Below are 18596 nucleotides of genomic sequence, written 5' to 3' on the forward strand. Positions count from 1 at the left end.
AAAAATATGTTATTGTTTTATGAATAAAGTAAACTATTAATAAATTTGTTAACTCAACTATTTCTAAATAAAAAATCATGGGTAATGAGACTAAGATAAACAAAACTAATTTTATAAAAAATATTATAAAAAAAGATCTAGGCACTAAGAAATTTTCTAGCGTACTAACTAGATTTCCACCTGAACCAAATGGATATTTACACATCGGTCATGCAAAATCCATATGCTTAAACTTTGGTATTGCAAAAGAATTCAATGGTAAATGCAACTTACGTTTTGATGATACAAACCCAGACAAGGAAGATATCGAATATATAAATGCTATTCAAGAGGATCTGCAGTGGCTAGGATTTACATGGCAAAATGAACCTCATTTTGCTTCTGAATATTTTGATAAAATGTACGAGCTAGCTATATTACTTATTAAAAAAGGTAAAGCCTATGTTTGCGATCTATCTGCAGAACAGGTTAGAAAATATCGCGGCACTTTAAAAGAAGCTGGAAAAGATAGTCCATATAGAAATCGTACTGTTCAAGAAAACTTAGAACTTCTTGAAGCAATGAAAGATGGTAAGTTTTCTGAAGGAAGCAAAACATTAAGAGCAAAAATAGATATGTCCTCAGGCAATATAAACCTAAGAGACCCTGCTTTATACAGAATAAAATTTTCAAACCATCCTAAAACTGGTGATAAATGGTGTATTTACCCAATGTATAGTTTTGCCCATCCACTAGAAGATGCTATTGAAGGTATTACTCATTCCCTATGTACTTTAGAGTTCCAAGATCAAAGACCCTTCTATGATTGGGTAGTTTCTGAAACAGAATTTAAAACTAAACCTCAACAGATTGAGTTTTCAAGACTTAACTTAAACTACACAATAACAAGTAAAAGAAAGCTAAAGTACTTAGTTGATAATAAACTTGTTAATAGTTGGGACGATCCGCGTATGCCAACTATTAAAGGCTATCGCCGTAAAGGTTATACTCCAGAGTCAATTCGCTATTTTTGTGATATTGTAGGAATATCTAAACAAGACTCTATAATCGATGTCTCTGTTTTGGAAGAATCTATTCGTGATGATCTAAACAAAAATACACCAAGAAAAAATGCTGTTTTAGATCCAATAAAAGTTACTATCAAAGATATGCCTAGTCATGAGCTAAACGTACCTAACCACCCTCAAGATCCTGATTTTGGTCGCCGCAATATTACAATATCTTCAGAAATACTTATCGAAAGAGATGATTTTGTATTCGAACTAGAAAAAGGCATGAAAAAACTTAGTCAAAATGGCAGAGTTCGTTTAATAAATGGTTATGTAATAGAATGCTTTGAGGTAATAACTGATAGTACTGGAAATGTTACTGAACTAAAATGCTTATATTTACCAGAAACATTAGGTGGCAAAAAGCCAGAAGATGGAAAAAAACCAAATGGTATAATTCACTGGGTTGATGCTAATACTTGTTTAGATGCTGAAGTTAGAATCTACGATCGTTTATTTAATGATGAAAACCCTGGAAGTTTTGATAAAATTGAAGATATTATAAACCCAAAATCATTATATATAATCAAAAATGCAAAAGTTGAAAAATCCTTAGAAAATGTTGAACCTGAAGAGCGTTTTCAATTTAACAGAATTGGATACTTTATAGCTGATCGTCAAGATTGTAAAAAAGATCAACTTATATTTAATAGAATAGTAACTCTTAAAAACACCTGGGAAGTTAAAAAATAAAATAAAACATATGACCTTACTATGAAATCCATTTCACTCGTCTAAAGATAATTGCAAAAGTAAGTTCTACGATCAAGTTATTATAATGACATACTCCTTTCGGATAAGCTATATCAAAAAAATTAACTTACACATTTTTATTAACAAATTTTCTTAATAATAAAATCGAAAGACTTGTTAGTACAGCTAGAACGATAAAAGTATCTAAACCATCACACATATTCGCTTTAGCTAAAGTCAAATTATTTTCAGGAATATAAAAGAAGCTAGCTATAAAGCCTCCTAGTTTACCACCCACACCTAGAGTAACAAGCCATATCCCCATATATAAAGCTACAAAGCCTTTGGGTGTTATTTTTGTAATCATTGACAAACCAATGGCTGATAAAGATAGCTCTGAAATACCTAAAACAATATAACCAAGTATAATTCCGTATGCAGCGACCTTGGCACCTTGTGATGAAGCTAGTATTGAAACTAGTACTATCAAGAATGTCACGACAATAAAAACAAATGCTATATTAAATTTATCAACATCTTCAACCTTCTTACCTTTTTTATCTAAGGATATCCAAAACTTTCCTAAAATACTGGCAAAAACTAATACGCTCAAAGATTCAACACTTAAAAACTGACTAGGATTTAATAAAGAGTTATCAACTGCATATTGTGTAAATAATAGTACACTAATAAATATTTGAAAGTACAATCCCCAGTAGATTATTGATAGTAGAAAAAATATACCAGCTACTACTACCTTTTTAAGATTAGAATGCTTCACTGATATTATTAGTATTGCTATAGAAGCTACTAATGCTATGATTATAGAAAAGTTAGCGATTAATGGCTGTTTAAAAATATAAAATAAAATCATTATATATCCAACTAAAAAAACGGTTACTTTCATAACAATAGAGATATTAAGCTTAAAGTCTATAATATGCTTACCTAAAAATTTAAACCCTAAGAGAAGTAGACATAACATAAAAATGCTAACTGCCATACTGCTGTAAAAAGGGGCCCCAAATCCATAATTATCTTTTAACCAGCTAGCTATAAATAGAGCTCCAAAGCTACCAAGATTTATTCCCATATAAAAAATATTAAAACCAAAATCTCTTTTTGAATCATTCAGGGTCGATTTATCATAAAACCTGCCAATAAAAGCAGACATATTGGACTTTATAAGCCCTGTACTTACAGAAATAAAGCTAAGCCCTAAATATAAAATTGTCTGACTACTTGAAACAGCTAAAATAAAGAATCCTCCAACCATAAAGAATGATCCAAGTAATCCTGCTCGATAGTAACCTAAATATTTTTCAGCTATAAATTCACCTAAAATAGCTGATATATAGACCATTGCGAGAGTTGTACCTACTAAAGATACTGACAAACTTTGAGATATCTGAAATTTATCTATCAAATAAAATATTAATAATGATTGAATTATATAATATCCATATCTTTCAGCAAACTCTGCTAATGATGCTATTGCTAAAACTTTTTTTTCTTCTCTAAGATCTTTTGAATCAATGTTTGCTTCTATCATGCTTTAGGATAAATACTGCTAAATATTAAATGCACATGATCAATATAATAGCATAAATGAATTAACAAATTCTGATTATTCTAATTCCAAAAGCTTTTCCCAAAGTGAATATTTTCCCTCTAATTCTTGATTCAGTTCACCTAAATAATTTTGAACTTTTTCTATCTCTTGTTGAGATTTTTGATAAAAATCTAGCTCACCAATTTGTACTTCTATATTAGCAATACTATTTTCTAATTTTTCTATTTGATTAGGTAAGTTTCTTAACTGCTTACGCTGCTCATAAGCAAGTTTATTTTTTGGCTCATCAATCTTTTTAGTAGTTTTGACTTGCTCAACTTGCTTTTGTTGAGATATCCAATCATCATAGCCACCAACATACTCATTCAATTGCCCATGCTCAAATACAATCGAGCTTGTTGCAACATTATTTATAAACTCTCGATCATGACTAACTAAGATTATAGTACCTTGATAATTTATTAACATCTCTTCAAGAATTTCTAAAGTTTCAATATCTAAATCATTCGTGGGTTCATCAAGAATTACAACATTACTCGGTTTAGATAAAATTTTAGCTAATAGTAAACGATTTTTCTCTCCTCCTGATAAATGCGTTATCGGAGAGTGTAATCTTTCAGGGGTAAATAAAAACTTCTGAAGATATGTTATTACATGAGTCTCCTTACCATCTATATTAATAAAGTCAGAACCTTCTTTAACATTATCAATTATACTTAAGCTTTCATCTAATTGATCTCTAAGCTGATCAAAATATGCTATTTTAATATTATCCGCTAATACAACATTACCCAAAGAAGGCTTTTCAACGCCAAGTAAACAATTTAGTAAAGTCGTTTTTCCACAGCCATTTTGACCAATTATCGCGATTTTATCTGACTTATGAATCTCTGTAGAAAAGCTTTTAAAAAGATAGCTTCCTTGGTACTCAAAACTAATGTTGTTTGCTTGGATAACTTTTCTAGACGAGTTTTCAGCTTGTGCAACTTTAATATTTGCTTTTCCAACTCCTTCACGCCTTTTTTTACGTTCACGCCTCATTTGTTCTAGGGCTCTAACTCGCCCCTCATTTCTAGTTCGACGAGCTTTTATGCCTTGGCGTATCCATGCCTCTTCTTGAGCTAATTTTTTGTCAAATTCGCTATTAGCCTTTTCCTGTGCATCTAAGATTTGCTCTTTCTTCTCCAAAAACTTAGTATAGTTTCCATCAAAAGAATATAAATTTCCTCTATCTAATTCAACAATACTCTTTGCAACATTATTTAGAAATTTTCTATCATGCGTTATAAAAAGTATAGCTCCACTAAAATTAGCTAAAAACTCCTCTAACCAATTAATAGAATCTATATCAAGATGGTTTGTAGGTTCATCTAGAAGTAGTAAATCAGGTTTCTTTATTAATGCTCTGGCAAGAATCACTCTTCTTTTCATTCCACCTGATAGATCTTTAAACTGAGCATTTGAATCAAGAGTAAGTTTTGATGCTAAAATTTCAACATCATTAAGATAACTCCAACCATGATTTTCATCTATATATTTATGCAAAACTTCTAAATCAGATGACTGGGGATTATGCCTTAGAACATATTGATATGATATTATTTTTTCCCCGAGTTCTCCCAAACCTTGAAGTATAACTTCAGAAATACTTCCATCGATATTACTAGGGATTTCTTGAATCATGCTAGCAACCCTAGCATGATTATGAACTATAACTTCACCACCATCTGAAATAATTTGCCCTTCAATCACCTTTAACAAAGATGATTTACCAGTACCATTACGGCCTATCAGACATATTTTTTGTCCTTTTGATATGTCTAAATAGACACCATCAAGAACTATATGTGTACCAAAATTAAGACTTATATTTTTTAAAGATATTAGTTGCATTTAAAAAAATAAAATAATATTAATTAAACTGGATATTATTGTACCTTTTCACGCAAGATTTTAATAGAAAATACGAAAATAATCGCTGCAATAAAGTACATAATAGAGCCAAATAAAATAGGTGATGATGGAGATATTGCTGATAAATGCCCCATCATAATATCATTTAAGAACCAAGCTAACCCAAATCCTGCACCTGCAGCACCCATTGCTTTACCCTGTTCTTTATCAGTAACAGCCCTAGATATCATGGATAGCAGAGCTGTATAACAAATTAATTGGGCTGCAGATAAAATCACTGCTAATAGCCATTGGGCTGATTGATTAGTTAAGATAGCAACAAATGCAAAACCTATACCACAAATAACCGCTGATCGAACAAAAGCAACTTGGTTTGATGATTTAGCAAAAATTTTAGGTTGAATTGTTATACTTGCAATAACTGTAGATAACCCCATAACAGCATAGAAAAGACCTGTTAGGGATATACTATAATGATAGGTTAAGTTTAAGAATAATGCCACACCTTGACCATAAAATCCCCAGGCACATTGTATAAGTAAATAAACAACCCCTATCAGTCTAATTCTTTTATCTGATAATAAGAACGATATAGTCTTATATATTGTTCCTAGCTCTATTACTAAGCCAGGGTTCTTAGGTAAATCTTTTTTCATAATTATTGTAATAAATATAATATTAATAAAAGATAATACCGCAGCAAATATGAATGGTATTATATGATTAATACTCATAGATGAAACAAAACTAATCACTATAGGCCCAGCTACAAATCCCAATGATGCTGCCATTGTTATATACCCTAGATTCTTTGATCTTTCTTGCTCTGAAGATATATCAATAACTGCTGCTTGAGCAATCTCAAAAGACCCACCCGCTAAACCACTAATAAATCTACTCGCAATGAATAATAAATAATCATGAGAGTATATTGCATATGCAGATAATATATATGAAATACATGTTGTTAATAGTGAAACAATTAATATAACCTTTCGACCATACTTATCTGATAGTTCCCCTATGATTGGACAGCCTATCAACAACCCCAAAGGCCAACATGCTAAAGCTATTGAATAATACCAATTTTGAAAATTTCCTCCAGGATCACCAAATATAATACATGCTTTACCAAAGAATAATGACGGCATTATTGGGAAAACTAACCCAACTCCCATAATATCCACGATAATCGTTACAATAAGTACAGGAATTAAAATATTCCTTAAGTGAAGATTCATAAAAAATTAAACCTCTTATAAATATAAATGTAATAATAAAATTCAAGGCTACATACTATCCTAAAGATTCTATTAAATCAATATTTTGAAATTTGCAAAATATAGTTATATTCTAAAGATAATCTTTTTAGGGCATTTAAAAACATATTAATATAAAAAGTAAAACTTTCATCTTTGTGATTTAAAGTCTCAACATTTTTTAATAAAGGTAATATATGATTTTCAAAACGTAATAACTCTTTATAGCTTATCCTTTTTCTAGTTTTAATATCATTAGAGATATCTACTAATGATTTCATAATATATTTTTTAAACTCAATAAATGCTAGCTCTTTATCTAAGCTCTCTATAGTTTTGGTATCAAATGATGCCTCTATATATTCATACATAACAATCATATATCTATATAATCTACGAATATAGAGACTCATTTTTTCAAATTCACGTACTTTTTTAGCAGATTTTTCATATTTTAATTCTTTAACAAGAGTAAGATGCTTAGCAAATTCATGCAAAATACTCTCTCTAAGCTTTCTATGGGAATGATTACGCTCAATAAAGAGAATATCAAAAAAATCATGTATTTGAAAAATTGTTTTAGCAAAACTCTCTTTAAGTCTAGTCTCCGCTCTAATAGGTAAAATAAACCTATTTACAACCAGAGAAATTATTATTCCTAAAGATATTTCGACTGCTCTATATATCGCAACCTCTATGCCAGGTTGTGGATTAATATTATAATAATTAATGTTATACCAGCTAAAGTACCTGCATAGCTATACCTAGATGCTCCAGCAAAATATACTGCTAAAAAGATAAATGGTAGCATTAATAATACTTGAGTAGTATTGTTATCTACAGATGTTACTATCACTATAGCAACAGTTGCGCCAATAAGTGTCCCTAAAAACCTCATAACGGCCTTATCTAATGCTCCACCTAAGTTTGGTTGAGTTGACATAACAACAAGTATCGTTATTACAATCCACAAATACATTCTCTGAATATCAAGGATATTACCCAATACACACCCTACTGAACACCCTAACATTACAGCAATAGAAGCCTTAAAGGCATTAATAGTTGCATATCTATTACTATTTAAAAAAGCAAACTGCATAAACTATCATCTTATTAGAAACTCGCTACGATGTATTCTATCACAAAGCAAGAACTTATACTTATATAGCTATAGCCAAGCTTACTTCTTCAAAAGCTCTATTTTCTAAAATATCTAGCTGTTAAATTATTAATTACAGATTTTAAAGACTCCTTTCATAAGGGTGAAAAAGATAGTAAAATTTTTCTATTAACATTACATTTTAGCAATGTACTTTCACTCGCTATGAATACTTATATTCTAATAATTTCTAATACTATAAGCCATTTTAATGATGTGATTTTTATATTTACAATATATTTTATAAGATTTTCAATTAGTATGCTTTTATGAGAGTCTCTTTCAAGCAAATTTAGCAAAAAATACTATCTAATTTTAGATCTGCTGTAGCTTTTAAGCTTTCATTATTCCTCTTTGCAAATTTTATAATGAATTTTCATCTCGACATAGACTCCCTATCAAACCGTCCAATACAACAACTTATTATTTTAATTGCTAGATATTCTTTGTCTTACAGTCTCATACAATGCTATACCGGCTGCCACAGAAACATTTAGACTAGAAACTTCACCAGACATGGGTAATTTAGCTAAAAAGTCACAACTTGCTTTTGTACGCTGACGCATTCCACTTCCCTCTGCCCCAGCAACTATAGCAATAGAATCACTTAAATTCATATCATATAAACTCTCATCTGCTTCACCAGCCAAACCAACAATCCACACTCCTTGGCCCTTTAACTTTTCAATAGTTCGTGCCAAATTTGTAACTACTATTATTTTTGTATGCTCAGCTGCACCACAAGCTACTTTTTTAACTGTAGCATTTATTGGTGCGCTGTTATCTTTTGGCACTATAATAAAATCAACGCCTGCAGAATGAGCACTACGAATACAAGCACCAAAATTATGAGGATCTTGAACACTATCTAATATTAAAATAAATGCATTTTTATTCTCTGGAATTAAGTTTTCGATATCTTTTTCTGAATAAGTTTTAAAATTATTTTTTTCTATTGCAAAAATATTTTGATGATTAGCACCCTTTCTAATACGACTAGGTAATTCTTTAAAATTGTCAATAAATGTAATGTTAATATCTTTTATTTCTGCACTAGCAACAATGCTTTCAATCTTAGGATTGATATTCTGCTTTTTAAATACGATTACCTCTTTAGCTTGGTTTGACTCGACCAAACTATCAACTGCATGTATACCATAAATTAAACTACTCACTTATGCCTCCAGAAGCTCAACTAGCTTTTCTCTTAAGCCATCAAACGAACCATTACTCATCATAACAATTTGAATATTATTATCTTGATGCTCAATAATTAAGCTTTTAATATTTCTAATAAAATCTTCTATACTGCTCATAAAACTAACATTATTAGAGTCTTTTAGTAGTTTTTTAGCATCCCATTTTAATAAACTATGATTATATAAAAGTACCTGATCAGCATCAACAATAGCCATAGGTAGATTATCTTTGTTATCACCTTGTCTCATGGTGTTTGAACGAGGATCAATTAAAGCTAAAATATATGTTTTTGTATCTTTATTACGTACAGCCTCTATAGTCAACCTTATAGATGTCGGATGATGAGCAAAATCATCATATAGAGTAATATTATTCTTATCAGATAAAACCTCTAAACGCCTTTTGACACCTTTAAAGCTCCCTAAAGCTTTTTTAATATTCTCATCTGAAATATTAAGCTTTTTTGCTACAGCATAAGCACTCATAGCATTTAAGGCATTATGCTCACCGATTAATTCCCATGAGATATCTACATATTGCTGATTATTACTCAGTTTAAATTCTGAAAAATCTGGCAAACTCTCACTAATAAAAATATTTTTAGTTGAGTTAATTTTTGTAGTGTTTGACCAACACCCCATATCTATTATATTTTTCACATTCTTATCTGTAGCATTATAAATAATATTGGCATTAGCTGGCATTTTTCTAATAAGTTGATGAAATTGCCAGTATATGGCATCTATATCCTTAAAAATATCAGCATGATCATACTCAACATTATTTATAACCAAAATACTTGGATCATAGTGAATTAACTTTGAGCGTTTATCAAAAAAAGCTGTATCATACTCATCTGCCTCAATAACAAAATATTCAGATTCTGTATAACGCGATGAAACCCTAAAATCGCTACTCACACCGCCAACCAGAAAACTAGGATTTAAACCTGCTTGCTCAAGTATCTTAATAGCCATTGTTGTAGTTGTAGTTTTCCCATGCGTTCCCGCTATTGCAATAACCTTCTTATATTTAAGAATATTTTGATATAACCATTCCGGCCCTGAAAAATAATTTAGTTTTTCTTCTAAGATCTTCTCTATTATTGGCATTCCTCTTGTCATAATATTACCAATAATAATCTCATCTGGATTTATGTCTAACTGTGAACAATCAAACCCTTGTATTATTTCAACTCCTTGAGATTCAATATAAGTACTCATTGGAGGGTACACATTAGCATCAGAGCCAGTAATTTTATAACCATTTTGTTTTGCTAAGACTGCTAGAGATCCCATAAAAGTTCCGCAGATGCCTAAGATATGAATATGTTTTGACATTAAGAGTTTAAAAACCTGTATTAAGTAGCTAAATTATAGCAGTTTATAAATTTTAAATATACTTGTAGTTTTTCTGTAATTTTAAGGTGATTAATAGTCACTTTTGTAGTTTATCTTGGTATTACAGAAATTATTATTTATACTTATATTAATATTTTAATAGTCAAAGGATAAGTCATGTTTATTGAGTTTGCACTTAAAAGTGAAGTTCTTAAGTTTGGAGAGTTTACGCTAAAATCAGGGCGAATAAGTCCTTATTTTTTTAATGCAGGGCTATTTAACTCTGGTAATCAACTTGCAACATTAGCTAATTATTATGCTAAGAAAATAACTCAAAGTAATATCAAATATGATGTTTTATTTGGTCCTGCATATAAAGGAATTCCTTTAGTAGCAGCTATTTCAACAGTTTTAGCTCTTAAATATAATATAGATATTCCTTATGCTTTTGACCGTAAAGAGGCTAAAGCTCATGGTGAAGGAGGTATTTTTGTTGGTACTGATATGACAGATAAAAAAATCTTATTAGTTGATGATGTAATGACAGCTGGTACAGCATTTCATGAATCATATAATAAACTTAAAACAATCAATGCTGAAATTGCAGGTGTTGTACTATCTATTGATCGTCAAGAAAAAGCTAAAGATAGTGATATTTCAGCAACGAAGAAAATATCTCAAGACTTTAATATTCCAGTTTTAGCTGTGACAAATTTTGAAAGCATATTTGAGTATGTTAAAGAAAATCTTAATGAAGAAATGATTAACAAATTTAAAAACTATCGTAAAAAGCATGGCTCATAAGAAAGATATTTATCTAATTTCAGACCTACACCTAAATGCCAACCATGCAGAAATGGCAGATCTTTTCAAAAAGCTTCTAGATAGCATCGCATCTGCACAAAACCAACTTTTTATACTTGGTGACTTTTTTGATTATTGGATTGGTGATAATCATAGAGATAACTTTTATCATAAAATAACAAATTGGCTAAAAGAAGCTTCAGACAAAAATCTAGAAATATTTTTTATGTATGGTAATCGTGATTTTTTAATTGGTCGAAAGTTTGCTAAACAAAGTGGTGTTAAACTAATTAAAGATCCCTTTTACATAAATATTTGTGATAAAAAAATACTCTTGTCTCACGGAGATTTATTTTGTACAGATGATAGAAGCTATCAAACCTATAGAAAATGGATTGCATATAACCCAATTTTGAGATTTATTTTTAGAAGATTACCATTATTTATAAGAGAATATACTGCAAGAAATGTCCGTGAAGCAAGCTATGTAAAAAACCGTAAAAATCCAGATGTCGATGTTACAACTAGAGGTATAGAAAAGTATCGTAAAGATTGTAATATTATAGTTCATGGTCATACTCATAAAATAGCAACACATATTGCAGATAGCTACACTAGGTATGTATTGGGTGATTGGTTTAAAAACGGTAATTATATAAAAATCTCTAAGAATGGAAAAATAATGCAAGTTACTAATATCATTAATATAAAAATGTCAAAATTATCCTAAGAACTTTCATAAATTACGACAAAATAGTATAAAAAATGAATTTCATTATCAAAAATTAACAAGCACTATCAAACTTAGACACTCCAACACTTACATAATAACGTTATAATTCCTGCTTGAAATCTAACTAATAACTTATAAGTTCATGATACAAAAAATACTGGACAAAAGTATTCCAACTATACTTCAAAGGGGAAATAACTGTTTTATAAAGGATATCCATGGATATGATTTTGTTTATCAGGGTACTAACAGTAAATATTGTGTATTGTTTTCTATAATGTATGCTCTTCATAATTTTAGTAGTAAACATTTTTCAATCATGAAAATGATGGAAATAGCAGCAAATATAGTTGAATCAAACATTAATATCATGTCATCAGAACCCTTTAGGGTGATTGAACAATATGGAGTATATCCAAGACTAATAAGAGATGTTATAGCTTCTTTAAATTTAAGTTGCATTTATTTTGCAGAGAAAGATATCTTCAATATACAAAAACCAAAAGATATAAAGGAAAACCTTCAAGATATGATCTACCCCGTCAATTTGGGACAGTTTACTACTTCATTTTCCATTATATATTCAAATTGATATGGAGTCATATAATTTATTGTAGAATGTCTCCTTTTTGTATTATAGTAAGCTTCAATATATTCAAATATTGATAGTTTAGCTTCTTCTCTAGTTTTATAGCTTTCATCATGTACTAACTCTACTTTTAAAGTTCCAAAGAAACTTTCACAAGCAGCATTATCGTAACAGCATCCTTTAGAGCTCATACTTGATAGTAGCCAGTATTCTTTAATAATGTCTTGATATTGTTTGCTACAGTACTGTGACCCTTTATCAGAGTGTATAATCACACCACTAGGAAAATTTCTTCTAAATAATGCCATATTTAAAGCATTACAAACTAAATCCGCTTTCATCCTAGAATCCATTGCCCAACCAATAACTGATCTTGAGAATAAATCTATAATCACACAAAGATACAGCCACCCCTCTTGTGTAGGTACATAAGTTATATCTGTAACCCACCTATGATTTACAGATAAAGCAGTGAAGTTTTGTTCTAATAAATTATCATAAACATGTTTGTTGTGGTTAGAATCTGTAGTTTTCCTATGCTTACGAGCCGCTTTAGCATGTAAACCAAGTAATTTCATACGTTTAGATACTCTAGGTTGAGTAACTTTCCAACCCATATCTTTAAGTTCTTTGTATATTCTAACACTTCCATATCTAGATTTATGTTCATTAAAATAGCATCATCTAGTTCAGCATCATTATATTGCCTTTTACCTATAGGTTTATGAATCCATCTGTAATATGAAGATGTGCTCACATTCAAAGATTTACATAGTGTTGTTACTGGCATAACTTTATAATGCTCCTTAATAAAGGCGTACCTTACAGATTTTGCTTTGCAAAGTACGCTGCTGACTTTTTTAGTATTTCACGCTCTGTTTCTGCCTGTTTGAGTTTTTTCTTCAAATCAGTATTTTCAAAAGATAGTTGCTGGTACTGCGTTTTATAATCTATCTTTATTTCTTTCTGAGGGTTTGACATGGCTTTGGATATCCAACTGCAAATGGTTTTATATTTAACCCCTAAGTTATCTGCTATTTCTCGTCTATTTGCATCTGGTTGTAAACATAATTTAACAGCTTCATCTTTAAACTCTTTTGTATATCTCATCTTGTCTCCTTTTCTTAACACCTAAGTGTCCCAAATAGGAGGGTATGATCAATATGCCAGACTCTCAATTTGCTATTATCGTAGCCGGTGGTCATGCTATAATGTATAAGAACGAAGGTCCATATAATATTTTTGTTAATAGTGGCATAGCAAATTTGGAGCCGTTCCATACTATCAATCCAGTTGATATATACAAAAAAACAAAACTTCTTTTTCAGCTATCTCTTAATAAAGAGGAAAACAATATTGGTATTAATCCATCACTATGCCCAGTATCGCATAAGTTTAGATCCTCCAATAAAGCAGTAAATCATTATAGCTTATCTCCCTTTAATAAGAACTTAATTTTGTACCAGAAGAATATTACAATGTTAATGAAGTTAAGTGTGATTTTAAACCAGCTCCATACGAGATGGAAAGATTAAGACATTATAATATATTTGATAATTATCTTTAATTAACATCCATTTTTATTTTAAAGCAAAAGCCATCTACATCTTATCAAAAGCTTTTAAATAAACTTTACAAAGCTCATCCATAGATTTATTTATTGCTACTTTATGCTGCTCTTTGTCTAATAGCTGCTGTAAAGCCTCTGTTGGAGCAACCTCTATACCTAATACTGGCTCGATTACAGATTCAAACTTAGCGGGATGTGCTGTGGCTACAATTATATAGTCTTTACTGCTATCACTTTGTTTTCTGGCAACAAATCCTGTCGCAGTATGTGGGCAGATAACCTCGTTATATTGATTATACACTTGTTCTATTTCATTTTTGATTTCAGGGTCTGATACACAAGTAGCTTTTACATTATTTTTGAAATTTTCATAATTACCTGATAAATATAATAACCTCTCAAAATTACTAGGATTACCTACATCCATCGCATTTGCTAACGTCTCCACACTTGCTCTTGGATTAAACTCTCCTGTTTTTAGATAGTCTATAACTGTGTCATTTGTATTTAAGCTCATTGATATTTCATCAATAGGGAAACCCATTTGCTTAGCCCAAAAAGCTGCTGTTATATTACCAATATTTCCAGATGGTATTATATAGTTAGCTTTTTTTCCTGTTTTTAGATAGTTCCGCCAAGACGTATAAGCATAATAAACTGATTGAGGTAATAACCTACCAATATTTATACTATTTGATGTATTTAGTTTTGTCTTATCCATCCACCAAGATGTTTTAAAAGCTTCTTTCACTAATGCTTGACAATCATCAAAGACACCTTCAACCTCTACAGCCTGGATATTATCTCCCCAACAAGTTATTTGTTTTTCCTGTCTTTCAGATATTTTATCTTTAGGAAACATTACTATTACTCTAGTACGACTCTTACCATGAAAAGCTGCTGCTACAGCAGACCCAGTATCACCAGAAGTTGCAACCAAAATAGTAAAAGGTTTATCACTATTGATAAAACCTAGACAATTTGCTAAAAATCTTGCACCAAAATCTTTAAATGATAAAGTTGGACCATGAAAAAGCTCTAAAATAGAAGTATTTTCATCCAATCTTTTTACTGGCACAGGAAAAGTAAATGCATTTTGACAAATCTTATCTAACGAGTCTTCTAACTCATCACCTTTAAAAAACTCTCTCAATATATTTGCAGCAAACCCAGCATAGCTTATATTTTCATCAAAGTTTTGCCAATCAACTTTAGGGAATCTTTCTGGTACAAATAACCCTCCATCAGGAGCTAGCCCTGACTGCATAGCTTCACTTAATGAAACTTTAACATTTTTATCTCTTGTACTAATAAAATTCATATATAACCTTTACTATTTTTTCTCTAATAAATATGCGCCTTTTTTACTCATAGAACTAATCCAGCTATCAGACTCTAGATTAAATTCATTAAATTTATTTTGCATAGCTTGAGTGACTTTTGCAATATTATCTTCTTTTGCTAATGCAAACATTGTTGGACCAGAACCTGATATCCCGCATGCAAGAGCCCCAGCCTTATAAGCAGCATCTTTCACATCATAAAAACCAGTAATTAATTTTGCTCTTCTTGGCTCAATAAGTACATCTTTTAAATTCTCACCTAACAAATCTAAATCTTGAGTATATAAAGCACTTATTACACTTGCTAAACACGCACTATGTTCAACAATTTTTGATAGATCATAAGACTCTTTTAAAAGCTCTCTAGCCTTTTTTGTTTCTATTGATAAATCAGGACATACAATGGCAACTTTACAATCAGCAATCGGCAGTTGTATTTTTTTACATGGTTTTGAATTTTGTAACAAAACTAAACCACCAAACATACAAGATACAGCATTATCACCATGAAACGCTCCAGATATAAGGCTCTCACCATAAATAGCATAATCAATTAACTCATCATATGAATACGGTTTTTCAAAAAAAGCATTCATAGCAACCAAAGCTGCTACTGAAGATGCTGCAGACCCTCCCATTCCCGAGCCAAGAGTTATTCCTTTATTAATATAAACATCAAAACCTATGTTTATATTTTTATCAGCTAGAAATTTTTTAATAACGGCAGTCACGACATTCTTGTCACTATCAAATGGGAGCTTATCAGCTCCTTTAGTGCCTGTTATTTGCTTTATAATTAAATCATTGTCATCTTTTTTAATAAGTTCTACGGTATCGCCTACGCTTTCTAGAGCAAAACCCAAAAGATCATAGCCAACTGCAAAATTAGCACTAGTAGCTGGAGCAAAAGCTTTCGCAGAATTTATATTAGCTAATTTCATGATTATTTTTCTCTTATTACAGTTATAACATCTGCATAAACACCTGCTGCAGTAACCTCAATACCAGCACCAGCACCTTGAATAACCATTGGCTGTGTATACCTTTGAGTACTTATCATTACTATATTATCTGTACCTTTGACATTAGCAAAAGGACTATTTTCATCATAAGCTTGAATACCTACAGTAGCAGTTCCATTTTTTATAGAGCCTACATAATGAACTCCAGCAAAAGCTTGCTTTTTATCCTCAATCTGTTTCATTATTTGATCATTAAATGTTGGTAATTTTTCAAAAAACTCTTCAACACTACAATCTATCAACCCTTCTGGGACTAAATTTTCTATAACCAGATCATTTAGACTAAGATTTAATCCTATTTCTCTTGCCAAAATTATAGTTTTTCTAGCAACATCCATACCAGACAAGTCTTGACGTGGATCTGGCTCTGTATAACCAGCATCGTATGCCATTTTTACAGCATCTGAGAAAATCACTCCATTATTTAGCTGTGTGAATAAATAACTCAATGTTCCTGAGAAAATACCACTGATAGATTTAACTTGGTCACCACTTCTAACCATACTCTGTAAGGTTATAATAACAGGTAGCCCTGCACAAACATTTGTTTCATAAAAAAACATTGAATCACTTTTGCTAGAGGTCTTTCTTAACTCTTGATAGAATTCATAATTTCCTGAATTTGCATACTTATTAGGAGTTACAATACTAATGCCTTTTTGTAAGAAATTAACATAACTTTTCGAAACCTCTTCACTTGCAGTTGCATCTATAACAATTTTTTTAACTGCTGAAGCACGAAACATAAATTCTGCTAATTTTTCTAAGTTTACTGGTTCTATATTTTCCTCAAGCAAATTATCTATGTTTTCAAACAATAAATTCTCATACACAATCCTCATTTGTCTAGAGTTAGTAGCTCCAATAAGCACAAGATTTATACCCTTTTCATACCACTTTTGATAAGTTTGTTTCATCTGCTTGATAAATTCTTTACCAATATTACCAGCTCCAATGACCACGATAGCAATATCATCACTTTTAGTATTATAGTGGCGATGCATTGCTTGAACACCACGAGATTCATCCTCTGCTTTAATAGCAAAAGTAACACTTCGTTCAGATGAACCCTGAGCAATAGCGTGTATATTTATATTTACTAATTTAAGTGAATTTACTAATTTTGCTAATGATCCAGTCTTAGATCTCATACCCTCACCAACTGCAGTTATCAAAGAGTGATGCTTATGCACTACTATTTCTTCTATAAGATTATTCTTTATTTCATTAGCAAATTCTTGTTTTAAGGCTTCTGTTGCTCTATCAGCATTTATGCTGTCTATTGCAAAACATATAGAATACTCAGAGCTTGCTTGAGATATCATCATTACTGACACCTCCGCTTTTTCTAGTGCTCCAAAGACTTTAAATGATATACCTGACACACCTATCATGCCAACGCCTTGCACCCTAACAATAGCGACATCTGAGGCACTTGTTAAACCTTTTATAAGACCTTGATTTTCATCTATATCTGAGCTGATTTTTGTACCAATTTCTTCAGGAGCGTAACTGCTTTTTATATATATAGGAGTTCTCTCTAAAGCCATTGGTGTAATAGTTAAAGGATGTACAACAGATGCTCCAAAATAAGCTAACTCGAGAGCTTCTTTATAGGTTAGCTGAGTTAGAGGTTTTGCCTCTGGTACAACTTGAGGATTTGCACTATATACGCCAGCAACATCAGTCCAAATATATAATTTTTCAGCCTGTAATAGTTTTGCAAAAATTGCTGCTGAATAATCACTACAATTTAGGCCTAAAATAGTTCTCTTACCATATTTGTTCTGGGCAATAAATCCTGTTATAACATAGACATTAGCTGAATGCTCTGCTTTGATATTATCTAGCTTTTCTAAGCTTTGTTGCCAGTTTACAGTTACAGGATAACTACGATCATTAACAACCAAACACTCCGAAGCATCTATAAAATATGCATTATTATCTTTTGACTTTAAATATGCTGTTAGAATACTGGCAGACCATATTTCACCAAAACCTAAAATAAAAAACCTTAAATTATCTGCACAGAAGTTTGTAATAGTAATAGTGTTTAAAATATTTCTAATATTACGTAAATCTCTAATGATTAAAGCTTTCAAGACTTCATCTTCTGGAATCAATTCCTTGATGATTCCACTATGATGATCCAAAATTGCATTAAGAGTCTCGTTATAATCATTACCAATAATTGCCTGATCTATAGCTTTTTGCAAATTACTTGTAGTTTTTGCTGATGCTGAAACAACAACTGCTTCATTGTTACAATTTATAATATTAGATACATTTTTTATTTTTTCTGCTGTAGCGAGACTACTTCCTCCAAACTTATGCACTATCATATA

The 18596-nt window shown here is 30.9% G+C and carries 15 protein-coding genes and 1 pseudogene; 4 read left to right on the plus strand and 12 right to left on the minus strand.

The genetic code is table 11. From position 1 onward, the window contains the following. Positions 1-77 precede the first annotated feature (77 nt). The gene (locus tag CDV26_RS08390; RefSeq protein ID WP_088772895.1) at positions 78-1742 is read left to right on the plus strand and encodes a glutamine--tRNA ligase/YqeY domain fusion protein; all 1665 of its coding nucleotides are present in this window, start codon (positions 78-80) and stop codon (positions 1740-1742) included. Positions 1743-1869: 127 nt separating this feature from the next. Here the strand turns inward: CDV26_RS08390 and CDV26_RS08395 are convergent, their stop codons facing one another. The 6 genes and pseudogenes from CDV26_RS08395 to mpl form a co-directional block, all read right to left on the minus strand. Then, positions 1870-3294: a peptide MFS transporter gene (locus CDV26_RS08395; protein ID WP_088772896.1), complete on the minus strand. Its 1425-nt coding sequence runs from the start codon at positions 3292-3294 to the stop codon at positions 1870-1872. A 75-nt stretch (positions 3295-3369) separates the two neighbouring features. Then, positions 3370-5208, minus strand: a complete 1839-nt coding sequence (locus tag CDV26_RS08400; RefSeq protein WP_088772897.1) for an ATP-binding cassette domain-containing protein — start codon at positions 5206-5208, stop codon at positions 3370-3372. Positions 5209-5243: 35 nt separating this feature from the next. Continuing rightward, entirely contained in the window at positions 5244-6470 is a 1227-nt protein-coding gene (locus CDV26_RS08405; protein ID WP_088772898.1) for an MFS transporter, read from the minus strand. A 77-nt stretch (positions 6471-6547) separates the two neighbouring features. Then, positions 6548-7590 (minus strand): annotated as a pseudogene (locus tag CDV26_RS08410) (FUSC family protein). Positions 7591-8078: 488 nt separating this feature from the next. Then, a complete protein-coding gene (gene rlmB, locus CDV26_RS08415; protein ID WP_088772899.1) occupies positions 8079-8825 on the minus strand; it encodes a 23S rRNA (guanosine(2251)-2'-O)-methyltransferase RlmB in 747 nt (248 codons plus the stop codon). After that, positions 8826-10190, minus strand: a complete 1365-nt coding sequence (mpl, locus tag CDV26_RS08420) for a UDP-N-acetylmuramate:L-alanyl-gamma-D-glutamyl-meso-diaminopimelate ligase (RefSeq protein WP_088772900.1) — start codon at positions 10188-10190, stop codon at positions 8826-8828. 177 nt (positions 10191-10367) lie between these two features. Between mpl and pyrE the strand changes: the two genes are divergently transcribed. Further along, positions 10368-10994, plus strand: coding sequence for an orotate phosphoribosyltransferase (gene pyrE, locus CDV26_RS08425; protein ID WP_088772901.1), 627 nt, complete (start codon positions 10368-10370; stop codon positions 10992-10994). Beyond that, positions 10984-11724 carry a UDP-2,3-diacylglucosamine diphosphatase gene (locus tag CDV26_RS08430; RefSeq protein WP_088772902.1) on the plus strand — a complete coding sequence of 247 codons (741 nt, stop codon included), beginning with the start codon at positions 10984-10986 and terminating at the stop codon, positions 11722-11724. The genes pyrE and CDV26_RS08430 overlap by 11 nt, the downstream gene beginning before the upstream one ends. A gap of 537 nt (positions 11725-12261) precedes the next feature. On the opposite strand, the gene CDV26_RS08440 is transcribed toward CDV26_RS08430, so the two are convergent. The 3 genes from CDV26_RS08440 to CDV26_RS08445 are packed head-to-tail and all read right to left on the minus strand — an operon-like array spanning position 12262 to position 13447. Beyond that, positions 12262-12933 carry an IS3 family transposase gene (locus CDV26_RS08440; RefSeq protein WP_088772904.1) on the minus strand — a complete coding sequence of 224 codons (672 nt, stop codon included), beginning with the start codon at positions 12931-12933 and terminating at the stop codon, positions 12262-12264. Then, complete coding sequence (locus CDV26_RS12220) at positions 12891-13106, minus strand: hypothetical protein (RefSeq protein ID WP_088771706.1); 216 nt, start codon at positions 13104-13106, stop codon at positions 12891-12893. The genes CDV26_RS08440 and CDV26_RS12220 overlap by 43 nt, the downstream gene beginning before the upstream one ends. A 32-nt stretch (positions 13107-13138) precedes the next feature. Further along, entirely contained in the window at positions 13139-13447 is a 309-nt protein-coding gene (locus tag CDV26_RS08445; protein ID WP_157671249.1) for a transposase, read from the minus strand. A gap of 32 nt (positions 13448-13479) precedes the next feature. Between CDV26_RS08445 and CDV26_RS08450 the strand changes: the two genes are divergently transcribed. Further along, the gene (locus CDV26_RS08450; RefSeq protein ID WP_088772905.1) at positions 13480-13851 is read left to right on the plus strand and encodes a hypothetical protein; all 372 of its coding nucleotides are present in this window, start codon (positions 13480-13482) and stop codon (positions 13849-13851) included. A 66-nt stretch (positions 13852-13917) separates the two neighbouring features. Here the strand turns inward: CDV26_RS08450 and thrC are convergent, their stop codons facing one another. From thrC to thrA, 3 genes are read right to left on the minus strand one after another with little or no spacing between them, the layout of a single operon-like run. Beyond that, positions 13918-15207 (minus strand): threonine synthase, encoded by a 1290-nt coding sequence (thrC, locus tag CDV26_RS08455; RefSeq protein WP_088772906.1) that lies wholly within the window; start codon positions 15205-15207, stop codon positions 13918-13920. 12 nt (positions 15208-15219) lie between these two features. Beyond that, positions 15220-16170: a homoserine kinase gene (locus CDV26_RS08460; RefSeq protein WP_088772907.1), complete on the minus strand. Its 951-nt coding sequence runs from the start codon at positions 16168-16170 to the stop codon at positions 15220-15222. Between the two features lie 2 nt (positions 16171-16172). Then, the gene (gene thrA, locus CDV26_RS08465; RefSeq protein WP_088772908.1) at positions 16173-18593 is read right to left on the minus strand and encodes a bifunctional aspartate kinase/homoserine dehydrogenase I; all 2421 of its coding nucleotides are present in this window, start codon (positions 18591-18593) and stop codon (positions 16173-16175) included. Positions 18594-18596 lie beyond the last annotated feature (3 nt).

The organism is Francisella halioticida (assembly GCF_002211785.1).
Classification (GTDB): domain Bacteria; phylum Pseudomonadota; class Gammaproteobacteria; order Francisellales; family Francisellaceae; genus Francisella; species Francisella halioticida.